Source organism: Paracoccus sp. S4493 (assembly GCF_000967735.1).
GTDB lineage: Bacteria > Pseudomonadota > Alphaproteobacteria > Rhodobacterales > Rhodobacteraceae > Paracoccus > Paracoccus marcusii.
Map to the genome: position 1 here is coordinate 36,540 of NZ_JXYF01000009.1, position 16,019 is coordinate 52,558.

Here is a 16,019-nt window from a genome sequence, read left to right on the forward strand (position 1 = left end):
GCAGGGGCCGTGGCCCATGCTGAGATCGCTGGACATCCGCGACATGCTGCTGATCGACCGGCTGGAGCTGTCGTTCGGCCCCGGCCTGAACGTGCTGACCGGAGAAACCGGCGCTGGCAAGTCCATCCTGCTGGATTGCCTGGGGTTCGTTCTGGGCTGGCGCAGCCGCGCCGAACTGGTCCGCCAGGGGGCGGCGCAGGGCGAGGTTCAGGCGGTGTTCGACCTGCCGGAGGTTCATCCCGCCCGCGCCCTGCTGGCCGAGGCCGGGATCACGATCGATGACGACGAACTGATCCTGCGCCGCGTGAACACGCTGGATGGGCGCAAGACGGGCTGGGTCAATGACCGCCGGGTGTCGGGCGAGGTTCTGCGGCAGCTGTCCGAGGTCCTGGTCGAGCTGCACGGGCAGCATGACGACCGCGGGCTGTTGAATCCGCGCGGGCATCGCACCCTGCTGGACGCGTTCGGCGCGATGGACCTGTCGGCGGTCCGCCGCACCTGGGCCGCACGGCGCGATGCGGACCGGGCGCTGGCCGAGGCCGAGGCCGCGTTGGCCGCCGCCCGGCAGGAAGAAGAGTTTCTGCGCCACGCCGTGGCGGAACTGGACAAGCTGGCCCCCGAACCCGGCGAGGAACAGCGCCTGGACATCGCGCGCCGCGCCATGCAGGGCGCGGAGCGCATCCGGGATGACGTGGCGCGCGCTCTGCAGATGCTGGCGGGAGACGGTGCCGAAGGCGCGATGGTCGACGCCGCGCGCTGGTTGGAGGGCGCATCCGAGCAGGCCGAAGGTCGACTGGACGAGCCCCTGGCCGCCCTGTCACGCGCGCTGATCGAGCTGGGCGAGGCCACCCGCGGGGTCGAGGACACGCTGGCCGCGCTGGATTTCGATCCGCACGCGCTGGAATCGACCGAGGAGCGTCTGTTCGCGCTGCGTGCCTTGGCGCGAAAGCATGACATCCTGCCCGACGATCTGGCCGGGCTGGCGCAGCAACTGCGCGACCGGCTGGAGCGTCTGGACGCCAGCGAGGCGCGGATGGGCGACCTGCGCCGTGCCGCGCGGGACGCTCAGGCGGACTATGATGCCGCGGCCGATGCGCTGACCGCCGCCCGGACCGAGGCCGCGACCCGGTTGGACCGCGCCGTGACCGCTGAATTGGTGCCGCTGAAGATGGAACGTGCGGTCTTTCGCACCGTCGTGTCGCCCGCCGAACCCGGGCCGGACGGGCGCGATACCGTCGCGTTCACGGTGGCGACCAACCCGGGCGCACCGTCGGGACCGCTGGACAAGATCGCCTCCGGTGGCGAACTGTCCCGCTTTCTGCTGGCGCTGAAGGTCTGCCTGGCGCGGGGGAACGACGCGCTGGTCATGATCTTTGACGAGATCGATCGCGGGGTCGGCGGGGCCACCGCCGATGCCGTCGGCCGCCGTCTGCAGAATTTGGCGGATGGTGCGCAGGTGCTGGTCATCACTCATTCGCCGCAGGTCGCGGCTTTGGGCGCGGTGCATTTCCGCGTGTCGAAATCCGTGACGGACGGGATGACCACCTCCACCGTCACGCCGCTGCCCCAACCCGAGCGCGTGGCCGAGATCGCGCGCATGCTGTCGGGCGACCGTGTCACCGACGCCGCCACCGAGGCTGCGCGCGCCTTGTTGGACGGTTAGTCCAGAATCCGCGGTGCGGGTCGCAGCACCGACAGGATACGCCCGTTATCGGCATCGATCCGCACCAGATGGCCACCGACCACGGCATAGTTGTCACCATCGGGCGCCTGAGACAGACCATAGCGGCCCGGCGCGCTGACACGATGCAGTTGGTCCTCGGGAACCCTGTCACCGACCATCGGCATGGTCGCATGCCCGCCCAGACATTCCGTCGTACATGCCGGCACGGCCTGCAGGCCACGGGTCGGCGTGGTGTTGGGGGCGGTCAGGGCGGCGAGGCCGAGCATTGTCCCGGCCGCCACGGCGGCAAGGGGGTGCAGCGGCGTCATCATATCCTCGGATCAGTTACAACGGGTCAACCCGGGATTGCCTTACGGGTTCCGCTGCGACGCCGCATGGCAGGCATGCCGATGCGGAACTGCCACGTTCAGTCGGGCAGGGGCCGCAGGATCGACAGGATCTTGCCGCTGCCGATCTGGATGCGGACCAGATGGCCCGATACGACGGCATAGACGCTGCCCGGCAGCTGCGGCCCAAGGCCCACGGCGCCGGGCTTGTCGATCTGGCGAACCTGCTCGGGCGCCGGCACCTCACCGACGGTGGGGCGCTGCTGGGCAAAGCCGTCCTGAGGGACCAGCGCGCATGCGCCGATCAGCAGGGCGGTGGAGAGACGTTGCAAGATCCGGTCCATGATGGCTGCACCCCGTTCGCAGGCTCGCCACCGCATATCACCACGGCAGGGGTTAACAACCCGTTCCGATCAACCGTTCCGCGCCGTAAATCGGGGCAGCATGGCCGAAAAATCCTGTCCCCGGCCGTCTTCGCGGGTGACGAAGTCGTCATATTGTTGATGCGCCAACGCCCCCATCGGGGTCTGCGCACCGACCGATTCGGCCGCCTGCTGGGACAGGCCAAGATCCTTGAGCATCAGTTCGGCGGCAAAGCCGGGCTTGTAGCCGTTGTCCGCGGGGCTGACAGGGCCCACGCCCGGCGCCGGGCAGTAGGCGTTCATCGACCAGCTATAGCCCGAACTGGTCGACACGACGTCGAACATCTTCTGGCGGTCCAGCCCCAGCTTGTCGGCCAAGGCAAAGGCTTCGCAGGTAGCGATCATGGTGACGCCTAGGATCATGTTGTTGCAGATCTTGGCCGCTTGTCCGGCGCCGCCGTCGCCGCAATGGACGGCCTTCTGGCCCATGACCGCGAACAGCGGCTGGACGGTGGCGAAATCGGCTTCGGCGCCACCCACCATGAAGGTCAGCGTGCCGGCCTGTGCGCCGCCGGTGCCGCCCGAGACGGGCGCGTCCAGCGCACCCAGCCCCGCTGCGCGGGCCGCTTGCGCCACGGCGCGCGCGCTGTCCACGTCGACGGTGGAACAGTCGCACAGGACCGCGCCCTGCTGCATGGCGGGGATGATCTGGTCGGCCACGTCGCGCAGGATCTGGCCATTGGGCAGCATGGTGAAGACAACATCCGCGCCCGACACCGCCTTGGTCGCGCTGGCGGCGAGGGTCACGCCCGCGGGGGCGGGGGCCGCGGTGTCGAAACCCGTGACCTGATGGCCCGCGGCAGCCAGGTTGGCGGCCATGGGCGCGCCCATGTTGCCCAGTCCGATGAAGCCGATCTTCATTCTGCAGTCTCCCATTGCAGTTCGTCATCCCCAAGCGGGGCCAGCATCGCGCGTAGCGTGTCATCGGACGCGTCGCGGCGCCAGACGGGCTTGCGATCCTTGTCGATGATCTGGGCGCGCACGCCCTCCAGGAAATCGCTTTCGGCCGTGGCGCGGGCGGTAAAGCGGTATTCGCGCGACAGCGACTGCTGCATGCAATCGTCGCCGCGGGCCGCACGCACCATCGCCAGCCCCGCCGCCATCGACAGCGGCGAATTGCGCCGCAGCGCCTCCAGCGATTCGTCGTCGCCCGCCTCCTGCAACGCGACGGTGATATCGGCCAGGGTGCGGCCACCAAAGGCGGACAGGTCGCGCCGGTCCAGCGTCGCCGCGGGGGCAGGGTGGCCGCGCAGGCCGGTCACGTCGCCGCTGTCCTCCAGCATGGCGATCAGGCCCGGCCAGTCCGCTTCGGGAATGTACATGTCCGCAAAGCCGGCATGGATCGCGTCGCCTGCCGTCATCCGACCCCCGGTCATCGCAAGGTATTCACCGATCCGCCCCGGCGCGCGACCCAGCAGCCAGGTGCCGCCCACGTCGGGGATCAGGCCGATGCCGCTTTCGGGCATCGCGATGCGCGTCGTGTCGCCGACGATCCGGTGGCTGGCATGACCGCCCACCCCCACGCCGCCGCCCATGACGAACCCTTGCATGAAAGCCACGATGGGCTTGGGGAAATCGGCGATGGCCGCGTTCATGCGGTATTCGTCGCGAAAGAAGTCGCGCCCGACCTGGTGATCGCCCGCGCGGCCCGCGTGATAGACGGCGGCGATGTCGCCCCCGGCGCAGAAGGCGCGGTCCCCTTCGGCATCGATGATGACCAGCGCGACCGCAGGATCGTCGCGCCACCCGTCCAAAGCGTCATTGATGGCGCGGGCCATGGCATGGGTCAGAGCGTTCAGCGCCTTGGGCCGGGTAAAGGTAATGCGCCCGGCGCGCCCGGCGGTGCGGATGGTCAGGTCGTCCATGTCAGGCCCTTTCCGCCAACAGGGCGCGGCTGATGATCAGGCGCATGATCTCATTCGTGCCCTCCAGGATCTGGTGGACGCGCAGGTCGCGCACGATCTTCTCGATGCCGTAATCGGCCAGATAGCCATAGCCGCCGTGCAGCTGCAGGCATTGGTTGGCGACCTCGAAGGCGCGGTCGGTGACGTGCAGTTTCGCCATGGCGCAGAACTTGGTCGCGTCCGGCGCGCCCTGATCCAGCTTCCACGCCGCCTGGCGCAGGAAGATGCGGGCCGATTGCAGGGCGGTCTCCATCTCGGCCAGGCGGAACTGCAGCGCTTGGAACTGGTCCAGCGATTTGCCGAAGGCCTTGCGGTCGCCCATATAGGCCAGCGTCCGGTCCAGCGCCGATTGCGCACCGCCCAGGGCGGCTGCGGCGATGTTCAGGCGCCCGCCGTCCAGCCCGGCCATGGCATAGCTGAAGCCGCGGCCTTCCTCGCCCAGCAGGTTGTCGGCGGGCAGGATGCAGTCGTCGAACTGGACCTGGGTCGTAGGCTGGGAGCGCCAGCCCATCTTGTCCTCAAGCCCCCCGAAGGAGAGGCCCGGCGTGCCGTTCTCGACGATGACGGTGCTGATCCCCTTGGGGCCGTCGCCGCCGCTGCGAACCATCGCGACATAGACGTCGCTATAGCCGCCCCCGCTGATGAAAGCTTTGGTCCCGTTCAGCCGCCAGCCCTGATCGTCGCGGTCGGCGCGAGTGCGCAGGGCGGCCGCGTCGGACCCGGACCCCGGTTCGGTCAGGCAATAGCTGAAGATGCGGGTCATCGAACACAGGTCGGGCAGCCAGCGGTCGCGGGCCTGATCGCTGCCGAACTTGTCGATCATGCCGCCGCACATGTTGTGGATCGACAGGAAGGACGCGACCGAGGGGCAGGCCATCGACAGCGCCTCGAAGACCAGCGTGCCGTCCAGGCGCGACAGCCCCGTGCCGCCGTGATCCTCGGAGACGAAGATGCCGCCCAGGCCCAGGGCCGCCACGTCGGGCCAGAGGTCGCGCGGGATGGTGCCCTGACGTTCCCAGGCCTGCGCATGGGGCGCGATGCGGTCGGCCCCGAAATCGCGGGCCATGTCGAAGATGGCCTGCTGTTCCTCGGTCAGTGCGAAATCCATCGGCAGCCCCTCCCCGGACCGGTGTGAATTGAACAGCTGTTTAATTGCCAGATGTTGCGACAGTGTTGCAAGCGGTCAGAGGTCGCGGGTGAACTCCTGCACCAGATGGCGGGTGACGGCGCGCAAGGCGTCGTCGCGGTCGGCCCCGGCCTGGCGCGCGCGGGCATGGACGGCGCGCTGCGCCTCGGCCGCGGTGCCATGCGCCACCATCTCGCGCAGGCGGGCGACATGGGGCTGACAGTCCAGCGCGTCGGCATCCTGCGCGACCAGGCCCAACCAGTCGTCGGCGATCTGCTCGAACGGGATGATCCGCCCCGCGCCGAAATCGATCAGCCCCTCGGTCGTGCCATAGCGCAGCGCGCGCCAACGGTTCTCGGCCAACAGGAAGGGCTCGTATTGCCGCCAGCGCTGGTTGGCGCGCGACAGGCGCCACAGCATGCGCAGCGTGGTCTGGATCAGCGCAGCCAGGGTCAACGCATCCTCGATCCGCGGGCAGGCGTCGCAGATGCGGGTCTCCAGCGTTGGGTATTTGCTGCTGGGGCGCAGGTCCCACCAGATCTTGCTGCTGTCCTCGATGATGCCAAGGTCGGTCAGGGCCTGGACCGAGCGTTCGAATTCGTCCCAGCTGCCCATCTGCGGCGGCAGGCCGGTGCGGGGCATGTCGCCGAAGACCGTGGTGCGGTACGAGGCAAGGCCCGAATCCTCGCCCATCCAGAAGGGGCTGGAGGCGGACAAGGCCAGCAGATGCGGCAGGAAATAGGCCAGCTGGTTCATCAGGTCGATGCGCTGCGCAGGGTCTGGGATGCCCACATGGACATGCATGCCGCAGATCAGCATGCGCCGCGCCACGCCGCCCATGTCGCGCGACAGCTGATTGTAGCGGTCCTTGTCGGTATGATCCTGTTCGCGCCAGTCGGCCTGCGGGTGGCAGGAGGCCGAGATGGGCGCCAGCCCATGTTCCGCGGCGCGCCGGGCGACGGTGTCGCGCAGGTGGCGTAGGTGATCGCCCGCGGCGCGGATGTCGGCGCTGACCGGGGTGCCGATCTCGACCTGGCAGCGCAGAAATTCGGGGCTGACCTGCTCGCCCAGATCGGCCTTGAGCGCCTGCATCAGCGCCTCGGGCGCCGCGGCCAGCTGGAGGGTTTCGGCATCGACGAGGAGATATTCCTCCTCGATGCCCAGGGTGAAGTCGGGATCAGTCGTCATGGGTCCGTCCTTGTTGCCGTGGACGCGCCGGGCTTGCGTCCCGCGACGTGCCGGGGGGCTGGCTGCCCCCCGGACCCCCCGCGCAGCGCCCCCCGCATCGGGAGGGCCGGTTCCGGCGTCAGTCCATGGCCTTGAAGTTGAACTCTCCGCCTTCCTTGATCCCCGACGGCCAGCGCGCCGTCACGGTCTTGGTCCGCGTATAGAAGCGGAACGCATCCGGGCCATGCTGGTTCAGGTCGCCGAAGCCCGATTTCTTCCAGCCGCCGAAGGTGTGATAGGCCAGCGGCACCGGGATCGGCACGTTGATGCCCACCATGCCGATGTTGATGCGGTTCGCGAAGTCGCGCGCCGTGTCGCCGTCGCGGGTATAGATCGCGGTGCCGTTGCCGTATTCGTGGTCGAGCGCCAGCTTGATCGCGTCCTCATAGGTCGCGGCGCGGACGGTGGACAGGACCGGGCCGAAGATCTCGGTCTTGTAGATGTCCATGTCCGGGGTGACCCGGTCGAAAAGGTGGGGCCCGACGAAGAAGCCGTCCTCATAGCCCTGCAGGTTGAAGTCGCGGCCGTCGACGACCAGGTCGGCGCCCTGATCCACGCCCGACTGCACCAGGCGCAGGATGTTCTCCTTGGCGGCCTTGGTCACGACCGGGCCGTAGTCGATGTCGTTGCCGGCGGTCCAGGGACCGACCTTCAGCTTTTCGACCCGGGGGATCAGCTTCTCGATCAGCGCGTCGGCGGTCTTCTCGCCCACCGGCACCGCGACCGAGATCGCCATGCAGCGCTCGCCTGCAGCCCCGTAGCCCGCGCCGACCAGCGCATCGGCGGCCTGGTCCAGGTCAGCGTCGGGCATGATGATCATGTGGTTCTTGGCGCCGCCGAAGCACTGCGCGCGCTTGCCGGTCGCGGCGGCGCGTTCATAGATGTACTGCGCGATCGGGGTCGAGCCCACGAAGCCCACGGCCTGGATGACCTCGCTGTCCAGGATCGCGTCGACCGATTCCTTGTCGCCGTTCACCACCTGCAGCACGCCGTCGGGCAGGCCCGCCTCCTGCAGCAGCTTGGCCAGCATCAGCGGCACCGAGGGGTCACGCTCGGAGGGTTTCAGGATCATCGCGTTGCCGGCGGACAGGGCCGGGCCCATCTTCCACAGCGGGATCATGGCCGGAAAGTTGAAGGGCGTGATGCCCGCGACCACGCCCAGGGGCTGGCGCATGGAGTACATGTCGATGCCGGGGCCGGCGCTGTCGGTGAACTCGCCCTTCAGCAGATGCGGCGCGCCGATGCAGAATTCGATCACCTCCAGGCCGCGCTGGATGTCGCCCTTGGCGTCGGGAAAGGTCTTGCCGTGTTCGCTGGACAGGGCCTCGGCCAGCTTGTCCATGTCGCGGTTGATCAGGCCGACAAAGGCCATCATCACGCGGGCGCGGCGCTGCGGATTGGTGGCGCCCCATGCGATCTGGGCCTTGGCGGCGCGGGCGATGGCGTCGTCCATCTCGGCCTTGGTGATCAGCGACAGGCGGGCCTGAACTTCGCCCGTGGCGGGGTTGTAGACGTCGGAAAACCGGCCAGAGGTGCCCTTGTATTCCTTGCCGTCGATCCAGTGATGTATCTCTTTCATCGCGTCCTCCTGAAACTGTTGGGCGCAGCCTAGTCTTGCGGATTTGCGGAAGAAAGGGGAATGCTGGCAAAAGGATTTTGCGTTTTTGCAAAGGGCGGCGATGGATTGGGGTGATCTGCGCATCTTTCTGGCCGTCGCGCGGGCCGAGAGCCTGTCGGGCGCCGGGCGCAGGCTGGCGATGGACGCATCGACCGTCGGCCGCCGCATCGCGCGGCTGGAGGCGTCGGTCGGAGCGGCGCTGTTTCTCAAGACACCGGGGGGCTATCAGCTGACCGCCGAAGGGTCGCGCCTGATGGCCCCGGCCGAGGCAGCCGAACGCGCCGCCACCGCCGCCGCCGAGGCCGTCAGCGGGGATGCGGGCCTGTCGGGACAGTTGCGCATCGGGGCGCCCGACGGCTGCGCGAACTATCTGCTGCCGCAGGTCGCGCGCGACCTGTGCGCCGCCCATCCGGGGCTGGAGATCCAGATCGTGGCCCTGCCGCGCGTCGTGAACCTGACCCGGCGCGAGGCCGACATGGCCATCGCCGTGTCGCCGCCCGACACGGGGCGGCTGATGGTCCAGCGGCTGGTCGACTATCATCTGCACTTGGCGGGGCATGACGACTACCTGTTGCGCCACCCGCCGCTGGACCGGCTGGAGGATCTGCGCGGGCATCGGATGATCAGCTATATCCCGGACATGATCTTTGATCGCGAGCTGGATTATCTGTCCGCGACGGGGGTCGAGGCGGCCCAGATCAGCAGCAATTCCGTGGCGGTGCAGATGCAGGCCGTGCGCGCCGGGGCGGGCCTTGGCATCGTGCATGATTTCGCGATCCCCTTTGCGCCGGGGGTGCGCCGCGTGCTGACCGGGCGCATCGCGCTGAAACGCAGCTTCTGGCTGATCCGGCATGCCGACGACCGCGCCTCGCGCCGGCTGACCCTGCTGGCCGAGGCGGTGGCCCAAGGCATCCGCACCGAGGTCGCCCGACTGGAGGGGCAGCTTTCCGCGGCCCCCGATGGTCGCACTTGACGCGAACCGATTTGGCGAAAATGATGAAGGGGAACAAGTCCGAGGGAGGCCCGTGATGCTGGTCAAACAGTTGCTGTCGATGAAGTCCGACAATGCCAAGCCGTGGATCGATTCCGCGACGATCGTGACCATCGCGCCGACCACCACCCTGGGCGAGGCCGCGACGCTGCTGGCCGAAAAGCGCATCGGCGCGGTGGTCGTGTCCACCGATGGCCGGAGGCCCGAAGGCATCCTGTCCGAACGCGACATCGTCCGTCAGCTGGGCAAGCACGGACCCGACGTGCTGTCCCAGCCCGTCAGCGGCGTGATGACCACTCAGGTCCAAACCTGCACCACCGGAGAGGACGCGCTGACCATCCTGGAGCGCATGACCCAGGGGCGGTTCCGCCACATGCCGGTGGTGGACGGTCAGGGGGACATGCTGGGCGTGATCTCGATCGGCGATGCGGTCAGCGGGCGCCTGAAGGAACTGGCGGCCGAAAAGGAAGCCCTGACTGGGATGATCATGGGCAGCTGACGCATCGTCGCAGCCGTTCACGATCTTGCAATCCGGGGTCAAATGCGGTTTGCCTTGAGGTCAGGACCATGACCCCAAGGACGCGACATCCATGCGCATCGGCCTTTATCCCGGAACCTTCGATCCGATAACGCTTGGACATATCGACATCATCCAGCGCGCAATGGCGCTGGTCGACCGTCTGGTGATCGGCGTCGCGATCAACCGCGACAAGGGCCCGTTGTTCGACCTGGAGGCGCGCGTGGCCATGGTTCAGGCCGAATGCGACGCCATCGTCGCCAAGACCGGCGGAGAGATCGTCGTCCACCCGTTCGAGAACCTGCTGATCGACTGTGCGCGCGACGTGGATGCCAGCATCATCGTGCGCGGCCTGCGCGCGGTGGCCGATTTCGAGTACGAATTCCAGATGGTCGGCATGAACCGTGCCCTGGACAGCAGCATCGAGACCGTCTTCATGATGGCCGACGCCCGGCGCCAGGCCATCGCCTCCAAGCTGGTCAAGGAGATCGCGCGCCTGGGCGGGGACGTGTCGAAATTCGTCACCCCCCCGGTCGCGGACGCGCTGCTGCGCCGCTATGGCTAGCCGCGCCCGATGAAGGGCATGTTGGTCGCCATCAGCGTCATGAACTGAACGTTCGCGCCCTGTGGCAGCGTGGCCATGTGCCAGACGGCATCGGCCACGGTGGCGACGTCGATCACCGGTTCGGCATCGGGATCGCGGGCGGCGGCCTCGCGCAGCAACTGCGTCGCGGCATTGCCCACGTCGATCTGGCCGCAAGCGATGTTCACCGCGCGCCCGTCCAGCGACAGGCTGCGCGTCAGGCCGGTCACGGCATGCTTGGACATCGTATAGGCGACCGACCCCGCCCGCGGCGCATGGGCCGCGACCGAGCCGTTGTTGATGATCCGCCCGCCTTGGGGCGACTGCGCCCGCATCGCCGCAAAGGCCGCGCGCGCACAGAGGAACATGCCCGTCACGTTGGTCGCGATCACGTCGCGGAAATCGTCCGGCGACAGATGGTCGGGATCGGCCAGCGGGGCGGCGCGTCCGGCATTGTTGAACAGGACATCCAGGCGGCCCCAGCTGCGGACGGCCTGCGCGAATGCCGCCTCGACCGCGGCGTCGTCGGTGATGTCGCAGGGCAGGACCAGCGCGCCGTCATGCCCGTCGGCGGTCTGGTGCAGGGGTTCGGGCCTGCGACCGATCAGCCCCACGCGCCAGCCGCGATCCAGGAACAGCCGCGCCGTGGCCTGTCCGATGCCGCTTCCGGCACCCGTGATCAGAATGCTGTCCATCATTTTCTCCCGTGATCGCCTATCCCGTGACGGGTGCGCCGGCATGGGCATCCGTCGCCGTCCCGCGGTTCAGGCGCATTGGACCCGCACCGCAGGGGGACCGCAATCCATGAAAAAGGCCCGCGAAACGCGGGCCTTGTCGGGATGGGTGGCAGGGGCCGATCACTCGGTCGGCGGGGCCAGCTTCTTGGTGCCGCCGTTGTTCAGCGGGTCTTCCTGGCGCTGGACCGAACCCTCGAAATGGGCGCCCGATTCGATGGCGATGGTCTTGTGGATGATGTCGCCCTCGACCCGCGCGGTGGCGGTCAGGCGGACCTTGAGGCCGCGCACGCGACCGATGACGCGGCCATTGACGATGACGTCGTCGCCGACGATCTCGCCCTTGATTGTGGCGGTTTCGCCGATGGTCAGCTGATGAGCACGGATGTCGCCTTCGACCGTGCCCTCGATCTGGATGTCGCCCTGCGTCTTGATGTTTCCCGTCACCGTCAGGTCGGCCGAGAGGACCGAGGGTGCCACGCGCGCACGGGGTGCGGCGGCCGGTGCCTGCGCCTCGGGGGTGCTGCGCTCAGGCGCGACCGGGGCCGCCTGCGGGGCTGCGTCGGGGGTCGGGCGGGTCTCGGTCACGCGGGTCTTACTGAACATTGTCTGCTGCCTTGATGAAGCTCATCGGGTCCACGGCCCGACCGTTCATGCGCACTTCGTAATGCAGATGCGGCCCGGTCGAGCGTCCGGTATTCCCCATATCACCGATCCGGTCGCCTTGCGACACCCGATCGCCAACTTTTACATGGATGCGGCTCAGGTGGGCATAGCGGGTCTCGGTGCCCAGCTCGTGGCGGATCTTGATCAGGTTGCCATAGGCGCCGCTGCGCCCGGCAAAGGTCACGACGCCGTCGCCCGTGACGTGGATCGGCGTGCCGACGGGACCGGCCATGTCGATGCCCTCGTGCATGCGACCCCACCGGCGGCCAAAGCCCGAGGTATAGCGGAAGTTGTCGGTGACCGGCATGGCCAGCGGCAGCTTCTCGATCGCGATGCGATATGTGTTCATCTGGTCCAGCGTGACGATGATCTGGCGGGCCTTCAGCTCGGTGTCGGTCAGCGCCGCGTTGCCGCGGGTCGAATAGGACATCGGCGTCAGCGGTCCGCCCTGCCCGGAATAGCCGCTGCGGATGGTGCGCAGAACCTCGTCCGGGTTCATGCCGACATTGCGGAAGACCTCGTCCAGGGGGGCCACGGACACGGTCACGGCGTCCTCCAGCTGGGTCAGGATCTCGTCGTTGCGGGCCAGGATCTGGTCGCGCTCGACGGTCAGTTCCTGTGCGGTCAGCTTGGCGGCCTCGGCCTCCTCGACGGCCTCGGACCGCTGGTCGGCCGAACTGCGCAGCTCTCCCGACAGGATATCCAGCGCGACCGAGAATTCCTCGGTCCGGTCGGGGGCGGGGGTCGTGCCCGCATCGGCGGCGGCGACGGCGGTGTCGCGATCGGCCAGCGTGTCGCGCAGCGTGGACTGGACGGCAGCCAGGCCGGTCTCCATCTCGCGGCGGCTCTCCTCGGAGGAGAGAAGCTGCGACTGCATCTGAGAGACCTGGTCCAGCGCCACGGCAAAGCGCGACTGCGCGGCCAGCGCCTCGGCAGCGCGGGCGTCGCGTTCGGCCTGCAGCTCGGCCAGGCGCTCCTCGAAGGCAGCCTGGCTGCGCTGGATCTGTTCGCGGGTGTTGCCCGAGCTGACGGCGTCGATGACCAGGAAGGAACTGGCCACCAGCGTCCAGCCAAAGACCAGCGTGATGCCACTGATGCCGACCATCTGGGTCACGGGGCGCAGGCGGACAAAGCGTGTCGTATCATCCGAGCGGAGGAAAAGGCGTTGCTCCGGCAGCCACTTTTCCAGCGACGCGTTCAGTCGATCCATCACCGTCATTGTCAGATACTGTCCCTCGAAGGCACGCCGTTGTCAGCAGTTCGGCGGGTTGTTCCGTTCGGTCACGGGTAAACAGCAGCTGTGCCTTCTTGGCAACAAGACCCTACGGTCTGGTTCCCCGCATTGGCGGAACCCTGCCTTTATCGGCAAGGATCCGCCAATCGTGCAACCTGGGGGCGAGAAACCTAAGTGATTTCATAGGGCAGGGGGCCATCGCGATCCGCGGGGATTCGCAGCGGCCGGTCGATCGGCGGGACCGACCGCTGATGGCAGTCCGGGCGCGGGCAGATCCGGCACGAGATCCCGATGGGCTGATAGGCGCGCGGCTTGGTCAGGTCCAGCCCGTCGGCATAGACCAGCCCGCCCGCATGCGCGACCTCGACCCCCAACCCGATGGCAAATCGGCGGACCGGCGCGTTGAAGGCGCCCGCATGCTTCGAGACGTCGCGTGCCAGCAGCAGGTAGCGGACCCCGTCCGGCGTCTCTGCCAGCTGGCGCAGGAAGCGGCCCGGCTGCTCGAACGCCTGATGGACGTTCCACAGCGGGCAGGCACCGCCAAAGCGGGCGAATTGCAGGCGGGTCGCTGAATGGCGCTTGGTGATCGTGCCCGCCTGATCGACGCGCACGAAGAAGAACGGCACCCCCTTGGCGCCCGGCCGCTGCAGCGTGGACAGCCGATGCGCGACCTGTTCCAGCGACGCGTCGAACAGGTGCGACAGCCGTTCCAGGTCATGGCGTTCGGCCTGCGCCGCGGCCATGAACGCGCGATAGGGCATCAGCGCGGCGCCGGCGAAATAGTTGGCCATGCCAAGGCGGGCGATCTGGCGGGCGGTGGGGCTGCGAAAGCGTGCCAGGTCCAGGGTCGCCTCCAGCAGGTCGGACTGGCGTTCCAGGGCGACCAGATGCAGCAGCTGGAACAGGCGGGTCGGCGCCTCGGCCGCGGCATTGACCAGCAGCCGGTCGCCGTCGCGGCGGAAGACCGCGTTGGCAGGCAGCTCGGTCAGCTGGACACGGATGCCCTTGGCGGCCAAGGCTGCGACCGCCATCGCCCAGAGGTCGCCCCGCCGCCCGTCGGGGCAGGCAAAGCGTTCGGCCGCACGGTCGACGGCGTCGATGTAGTTGTCGCAATAGTGGAAAAAGTCACGAACTTCTTCCCAGGGCGTCGACAGGCTGTTCTGGCTGGCGGCGCCGATCGCCTCGTCCAAGGCGGCCAGGCGTTCCTGGCCTTCGCGATGGGCGCGGTACAGGTCCAGGAAGGCGCGGGCCAGCACCGGGGCATTGGTCGCGGCCAGGCGCAGGTCGGCCAAAGGGGGTGCCGCATCGAACAGCGGGTCGGCCAGGGCCTCCTGCATGTCGATGACCATCCGTTCGGCATCGCCCGCGGCCAGGGTGGTCAGGTCGACGCCGAATTCCTGCGCCAGGCGCAGCAGGACGCCCGCGCTGATGGGGCGGTGGTTGTTCTCCATCTGGGACAGATAGGGCAGGGACACGCCCAGCTTTTCGGCAAAGCGGCGTTGGGTCAGGGCGGCCCGGGCGCGGGTTTCGCGCAGCGCGCTGCCGGCATAGATCTTTTGTGTCGCCACGTCGCGTCCCCCGTTTGCAAAGCCGGTTCTAGCGGTTGCAAAGGCGGTCGGGCAAGAGGTTCAGCCCTGCAGGGCCAGCTGACGTTCGCGGCGCAGCACCCAGGTGATCGCCAGCAGCCCGCCCAGGGCGGAGGCGCACATGATCGCCAGCAGGGGCGTGGCACCGCTGCCCGGTTGCAGCAGCGCGCCCGCCAGCGCCGAAAGCGCTGCGCCGCCAGCCACGGCCAGGGCGCCGCCCAGGCCCGACGCGGTCCCGGCCAGTTCGGGGCGCACGCTCATCATGCCGGCATTGGCGTTGGGCAGGACCATGCCGTTGCCCAGCCCCATCAGCGCGATGGCGCCGAAGAAGACAAGCGGGTGCACTACGCCCGACAGGTCGACCAGCAGCGCGGCCGACAGCGCGACGAGGCAGATGACCGCGCCGATCAGGATCATCCGGTTCAGGCCCATCACCGGAGAGAAGCGTGCCGACAGGAAGTTGCCCAGCAGATACCCGATCGAGGGCGCCGCGAACCAGTAGCCCACCTGGGCGGGGGTCAGGCCGAAGACCTGTTCCCCGACGAAGGGCGCGCCGCCCAGATAGGCGAAGAACGCGCCCGACGACAGGGTCGCGGCCAGACAATAGCCCCAGAACCGGTGCGATCGGGCAAGGATCGGATAGTTGACCATCTGGGCGCGCAGGCTCATCCCGCCGCCACGGACGGTCTCGCCCATGTCGCGATAGGCCAGCGCCAGGACGGCGATGCCCAGAAGGCCCATGACGGCGAAGTTGGCCTGCCAGCCGAACAGCTCGTCCAGAACGCCACCAAAGACGGGGGCCATCATCGGCACGACGGCCATGCCCATCGTGACGTAGCCCAGCATCGAGGCGGCGCGATCGCCGTCATAGAGGTCGCGGATCACGGCGCGTGGGACCAGCATGCAGACGGTGATGACCGACTGCGCCAGCCGAAAGACCAGGAAGGTGGTGGCCGTGGTCGCCAGCAGCGTACCGATGGTGGCCAGCAGGAAGCCGATGAGCCCCCAAATGACCACGGGCCGGCGGCCAAAGCGGTCGCTGAGCGGGCCGCCCAGCAGCTGAAGGACCGCGCTGGCCCCGATATAGGCCGAGACCGACAGCTGCATCACACCGTAATCGACCTGGAAATCGCGCGCCATGCCGGGCAGCGAGGGCAAAAACACGTTCATCGACAGCGCGGACACCCCGGACAGGGCGACGAGGGTCAGAAGATGGGGGGGCGTGCGCATGGTCGGACCTTTCGAGGGGCGGAATGCACGATCTGCAAAACCTCCGCGCGAGATCCATAGCGCGGCTGTGGGGGGATGCGCCAGATGGATTGCGTCCCGCGCAGCGAGCCGGGGGGGCCGGCCCCCCGGACCCCCCGCCGGCGGGGGCGGCGCCCCCTCCGGGCCACCCCC

Annotated in this window: 16 protein-coding genes; 4 read left to right on the forward strand and 12 right to left on the reverse strand. The window is 68.3% G+C overall.

Annotated elements, in window-relative coordinates; translation table 11 throughout:
• Positions 1 to 16: 16 nt before the first annotated feature.
• Positions 17 to 1,663, forward strand: a complete 1,647-nt coding sequence (gene recN, locus TW83_RS02245; RefSeq protein ID WP_045981150.1) for a DNA repair protein RecN — start codon at positions 17 to 19, stop codon at positions 1,661 to 1,663.
• Here the strand turns inward: recN and TW83_RS02250 are convergent.
• The 7 genes from TW83_RS02250 to TW83_RS02280 form a co-directional block, all read right to left on the reverse strand.
• Positions 1,660 to 1,992 carry an RcnB family protein gene (locus TW83_RS02250; RefSeq protein WP_162198023.1) on the reverse strand — a complete coding sequence of 111 codons (333 nt, stop codon included), beginning with the start codon at positions 1,990 to 1,992 and terminating at the stop codon, positions 1,660 to 1,662. The genes recN and TW83_RS02250 overlap by 4 nt on opposite strands.
• Positions 1,993 to 2,090: 98 nt before the next feature.
• Complete coding sequence (locus TW83_RS02255) at positions 2,091 to 2,342, reverse strand: hypothetical protein (RefSeq protein ID WP_157001314.1); 252 nt, start codon at positions 2,340 to 2,342, stop codon at positions 2,091 to 2,093.
• An 81-nt stretch (positions 2,343 to 2,423) separates the two neighbouring features.
• On the reverse strand, positions 2,424 to 3,293 hold the full coding sequence (gene mmsB, locus TW83_RS02260) for a 3-hydroxyisobutyrate dehydrogenase (protein ID WP_045981153.1): 870 nt from the start codon (positions 3,291 to 3,293) through the stop codon (positions 2,424 to 2,426).
• Positions 3,290 to 4,297, reverse strand: coding sequence for an enoyl-CoA hydratase/isomerase family protein (locus TW83_RS02265; protein WP_045981154.1), 1,008 nt, complete (start codon positions 4,295 to 4,297; stop codon positions 3,290 to 3,292). The genes mmsB and TW83_RS02265 overlap by 4 nt, the downstream gene beginning before the upstream one ends.
• 1 nt (position 4,298) lies before the next feature.
• Positions 4,299 to 5,444, reverse strand: coding sequence for an acyl-CoA dehydrogenase family protein (locus TW83_RS02270; protein ID WP_045981155.1), 1,146 nt, complete (start codon positions 5,442 to 5,444; stop codon positions 4,299 to 4,301).
• 75 nt (positions 5,445 to 5,519) lie between these two features.
• Positions 5,520 to 6,650 (reverse strand): carboxylate-amine ligase, encoded by a 1,131-nt coding sequence (locus TW83_RS02275; RefSeq protein ID WP_045981156.1) that lies wholly within the window; start codon positions 6,648 to 6,650, stop codon positions 5,520 to 5,522.
• Positions 6,651 to 6,768: 118 nt separating this feature from the next.
• Positions 6,769 to 8,268 carry a CoA-acylating methylmalonate-semialdehyde dehydrogenase gene (locus TW83_RS02280; protein ID WP_045981157.1) on the reverse strand — a complete coding sequence of 500 codons (1,500 nt, stop codon included), beginning with the start codon at positions 8,266 to 8,268 and terminating at the stop codon, positions 6,769 to 6,771.
• Between the two features lie 100 nt (positions 8,269 to 8,368).
• On the opposite strand from TW83_RS02280, the gene TW83_RS02285 reads away from it, so the two are divergent.
• The 3 genes from TW83_RS02285 (at position 8,369) to coaD (ending at position 10,380) form a co-directional block, all read left to right on the forward strand.
• Positions 8,369 to 9,280 carry a LysR family transcriptional regulator gene (locus TW83_RS02285; protein WP_045981158.1) on the forward strand — a complete coding sequence of 304 codons (912 nt, stop codon included), beginning with the start codon at positions 8,369 to 8,371 and terminating at the stop codon, positions 9,278 to 9,280.
• Between the two features lie 55 nt (positions 9,281 to 9,335).
• The gene (locus TW83_RS02290) at positions 9,336 to 9,797 is read left to right on the forward strand and encodes a CBS domain-containing protein (RefSeq protein ID WP_045981159.1); all 462 of its coding nucleotides are present in this window, start codon (positions 9,336 to 9,338) and stop codon (positions 9,795 to 9,797) included.
• A 91-nt stretch (positions 9,798 to 9,888) separates the two neighbouring features.
• A complete protein-coding gene (coaD, locus tag TW83_RS02295) occupies positions 9,889 to 10,380 on the forward strand; it encodes a pantetheine-phosphate adenylyltransferase (protein ID WP_045981160.1) in 492 nt (163 codons plus the stop codon).
• On the opposite strand, the gene TW83_RS02300 is transcribed toward coaD, so the two are convergent.
• From TW83_RS02300 to TW83_RS02320, 5 genes are all read right to left on the reverse strand, one after another.
• Positions 10,377 to 11,093, reverse strand: a complete 717-nt coding sequence (locus tag TW83_RS02300) for an SDR family oxidoreductase (protein ID WP_045981161.1) — start codon at positions 11,091 to 11,093, stop codon at positions 10,377 to 10,379. The two genes, coaD and TW83_RS02300, sit on opposite strands and share 4 nt — an antisense overlap.
• Before the next feature lie 162 nt (positions 11,094 to 11,255).
• Complete coding sequence (locus TW83_RS02305; RefSeq protein WP_045981162.1) at positions 11,256 to 11,738, reverse strand: polymer-forming cytoskeletal protein; 483 nt, start codon at positions 11,736 to 11,738, stop codon at positions 11,256 to 11,258.
• Positions 11,728 to 13,008 carry a DUF5930 domain-containing protein gene (locus tag TW83_RS02310; protein WP_045981163.1) on the reverse strand — a complete coding sequence of 427 codons (1,281 nt, stop codon included), beginning with the start codon at positions 13,006 to 13,008 and terminating at the stop codon, positions 11,728 to 11,730. Before TW83_RS02310 ends, TW83_RS02305 begins: the two co-directional genes overlap by 11 nt.
• Positions 13,009 to 13,202: 194 nt before the next feature.
• The gene (locus TW83_RS02315) at positions 13,203 to 14,600 is read right to left on the reverse strand and encodes a helix-turn-helix transcriptional regulator (protein WP_045981164.1); all 1,398 of its coding nucleotides are present in this window, start codon (positions 14,598 to 14,600) and stop codon (positions 13,203 to 13,205) included.
• Between the two features lie 60 nt (positions 14,601 to 14,660).
• A complete protein-coding gene (locus TW83_RS02320; RefSeq protein ID WP_045981165.1) occupies positions 14,661 to 15,848 on the reverse strand; it encodes a multidrug effflux MFS transporter in 1,188 nt (395 codons plus the stop codon).
• Positions 15,849 to 16,019: the final 171 nt, after the last annotated feature.

What these genes read in the sequence shown, in the direction of transcription:
- recN (WP_045981150.1), top strand. Translation starts at nt 17, where the DNA reads ATGCTGAGATCGCTGGACATCCGCGACATGCTGCTGATCGACCGGCTG.
- TW83_RS02290 (WP_045981159.1), top strand. Translation starts at nt 9,336, where the DNA reads ATGCTGGTCAAACAGTTGCTGTCGATGAAGTCCGACAATGCCAAGCCG.
- TW83_RS02250 (WP_162198023.1), bottom strand. Translation starts at nt 1,992, where the DNA reads ATGACGCCGCTGCACCCCCTTGCCGCCGTGGCGGCCGGGACAATGCTC.
- TW83_RS02310 (WP_045981163.1), bottom strand. Translation starts at nt 13,008, where the DNA reads ATGGATCGACTGAACGCGTCGCTGGAAAAGTGGCTGCCGGAGCAACGC.
- TW83_RS02300 (WP_045981161.1), bottom strand. Translation starts at nt 11,093, where the DNA reads ATGGACAGCATTCTGATCACGGGTGCCGGAAGCGGCATCGGACAGGCC.
- TW83_RS02270 (WP_045981155.1), bottom strand. Translation starts at nt 5,444, where the DNA reads ATGGATTTCGCACTGACCGAGGAACAGCAGGCCATCTTCGACATGGCC.
- TW83_RS02320 (WP_045981165.1), bottom strand. Translation starts at nt 15,848, where the DNA reads ATGCGCACGCCCCCCCATCTTCTGACCCTCGTCGCCCTGTCCGGGGTG.
- TW83_RS02280 (WP_045981157.1), bottom strand. Translation starts at nt 8,268, where the DNA reads ATGAAAGAGATACATCACTGGATCGACGGCAAGGAATACAAGGGCACC.
- TW83_RS02265 (WP_045981154.1), bottom strand. Translation starts at nt 4,297, where the DNA reads ATGGACGACCTGACCATCCGCACCGCCGGGCGCGCCGGGCGCATTACC.
- TW83_RS02275 (WP_045981156.1), bottom strand. Translation starts at nt 6,650, where the DNA reads ATGACGACTGATCCCGACTTCACCCTGGGCATCGAGGAGGAATATCTC.
- TW83_RS02285 (WP_045981158.1), top strand. Translation starts at nt 8,369, where the DNA reads ATGGATTGGGGTGATCTGCGCATCTTTCTGGCCGTCGCGCGGGCCGAG.
- TW83_RS02305 (WP_045981162.1), bottom strand. Translation starts at nt 11,738, where the DNA reads ATGTTCAGTAAGACCCGCGTGACCGAGACCCGCCCGACCCCCGACGCA.
- coaD (WP_045981160.1), top strand. Translation starts at nt 9,889, where the DNA reads ATGCGCATCGGCCTTTATCCCGGAACCTTCGATCCGATAACGCTTGGA.
- mmsB (WP_045981153.1), bottom strand. Translation starts at nt 3,293, where the DNA reads ATGAAGATCGGCTTCATCGGACTGGGCAACATGGGCGCGCCCATGGCC.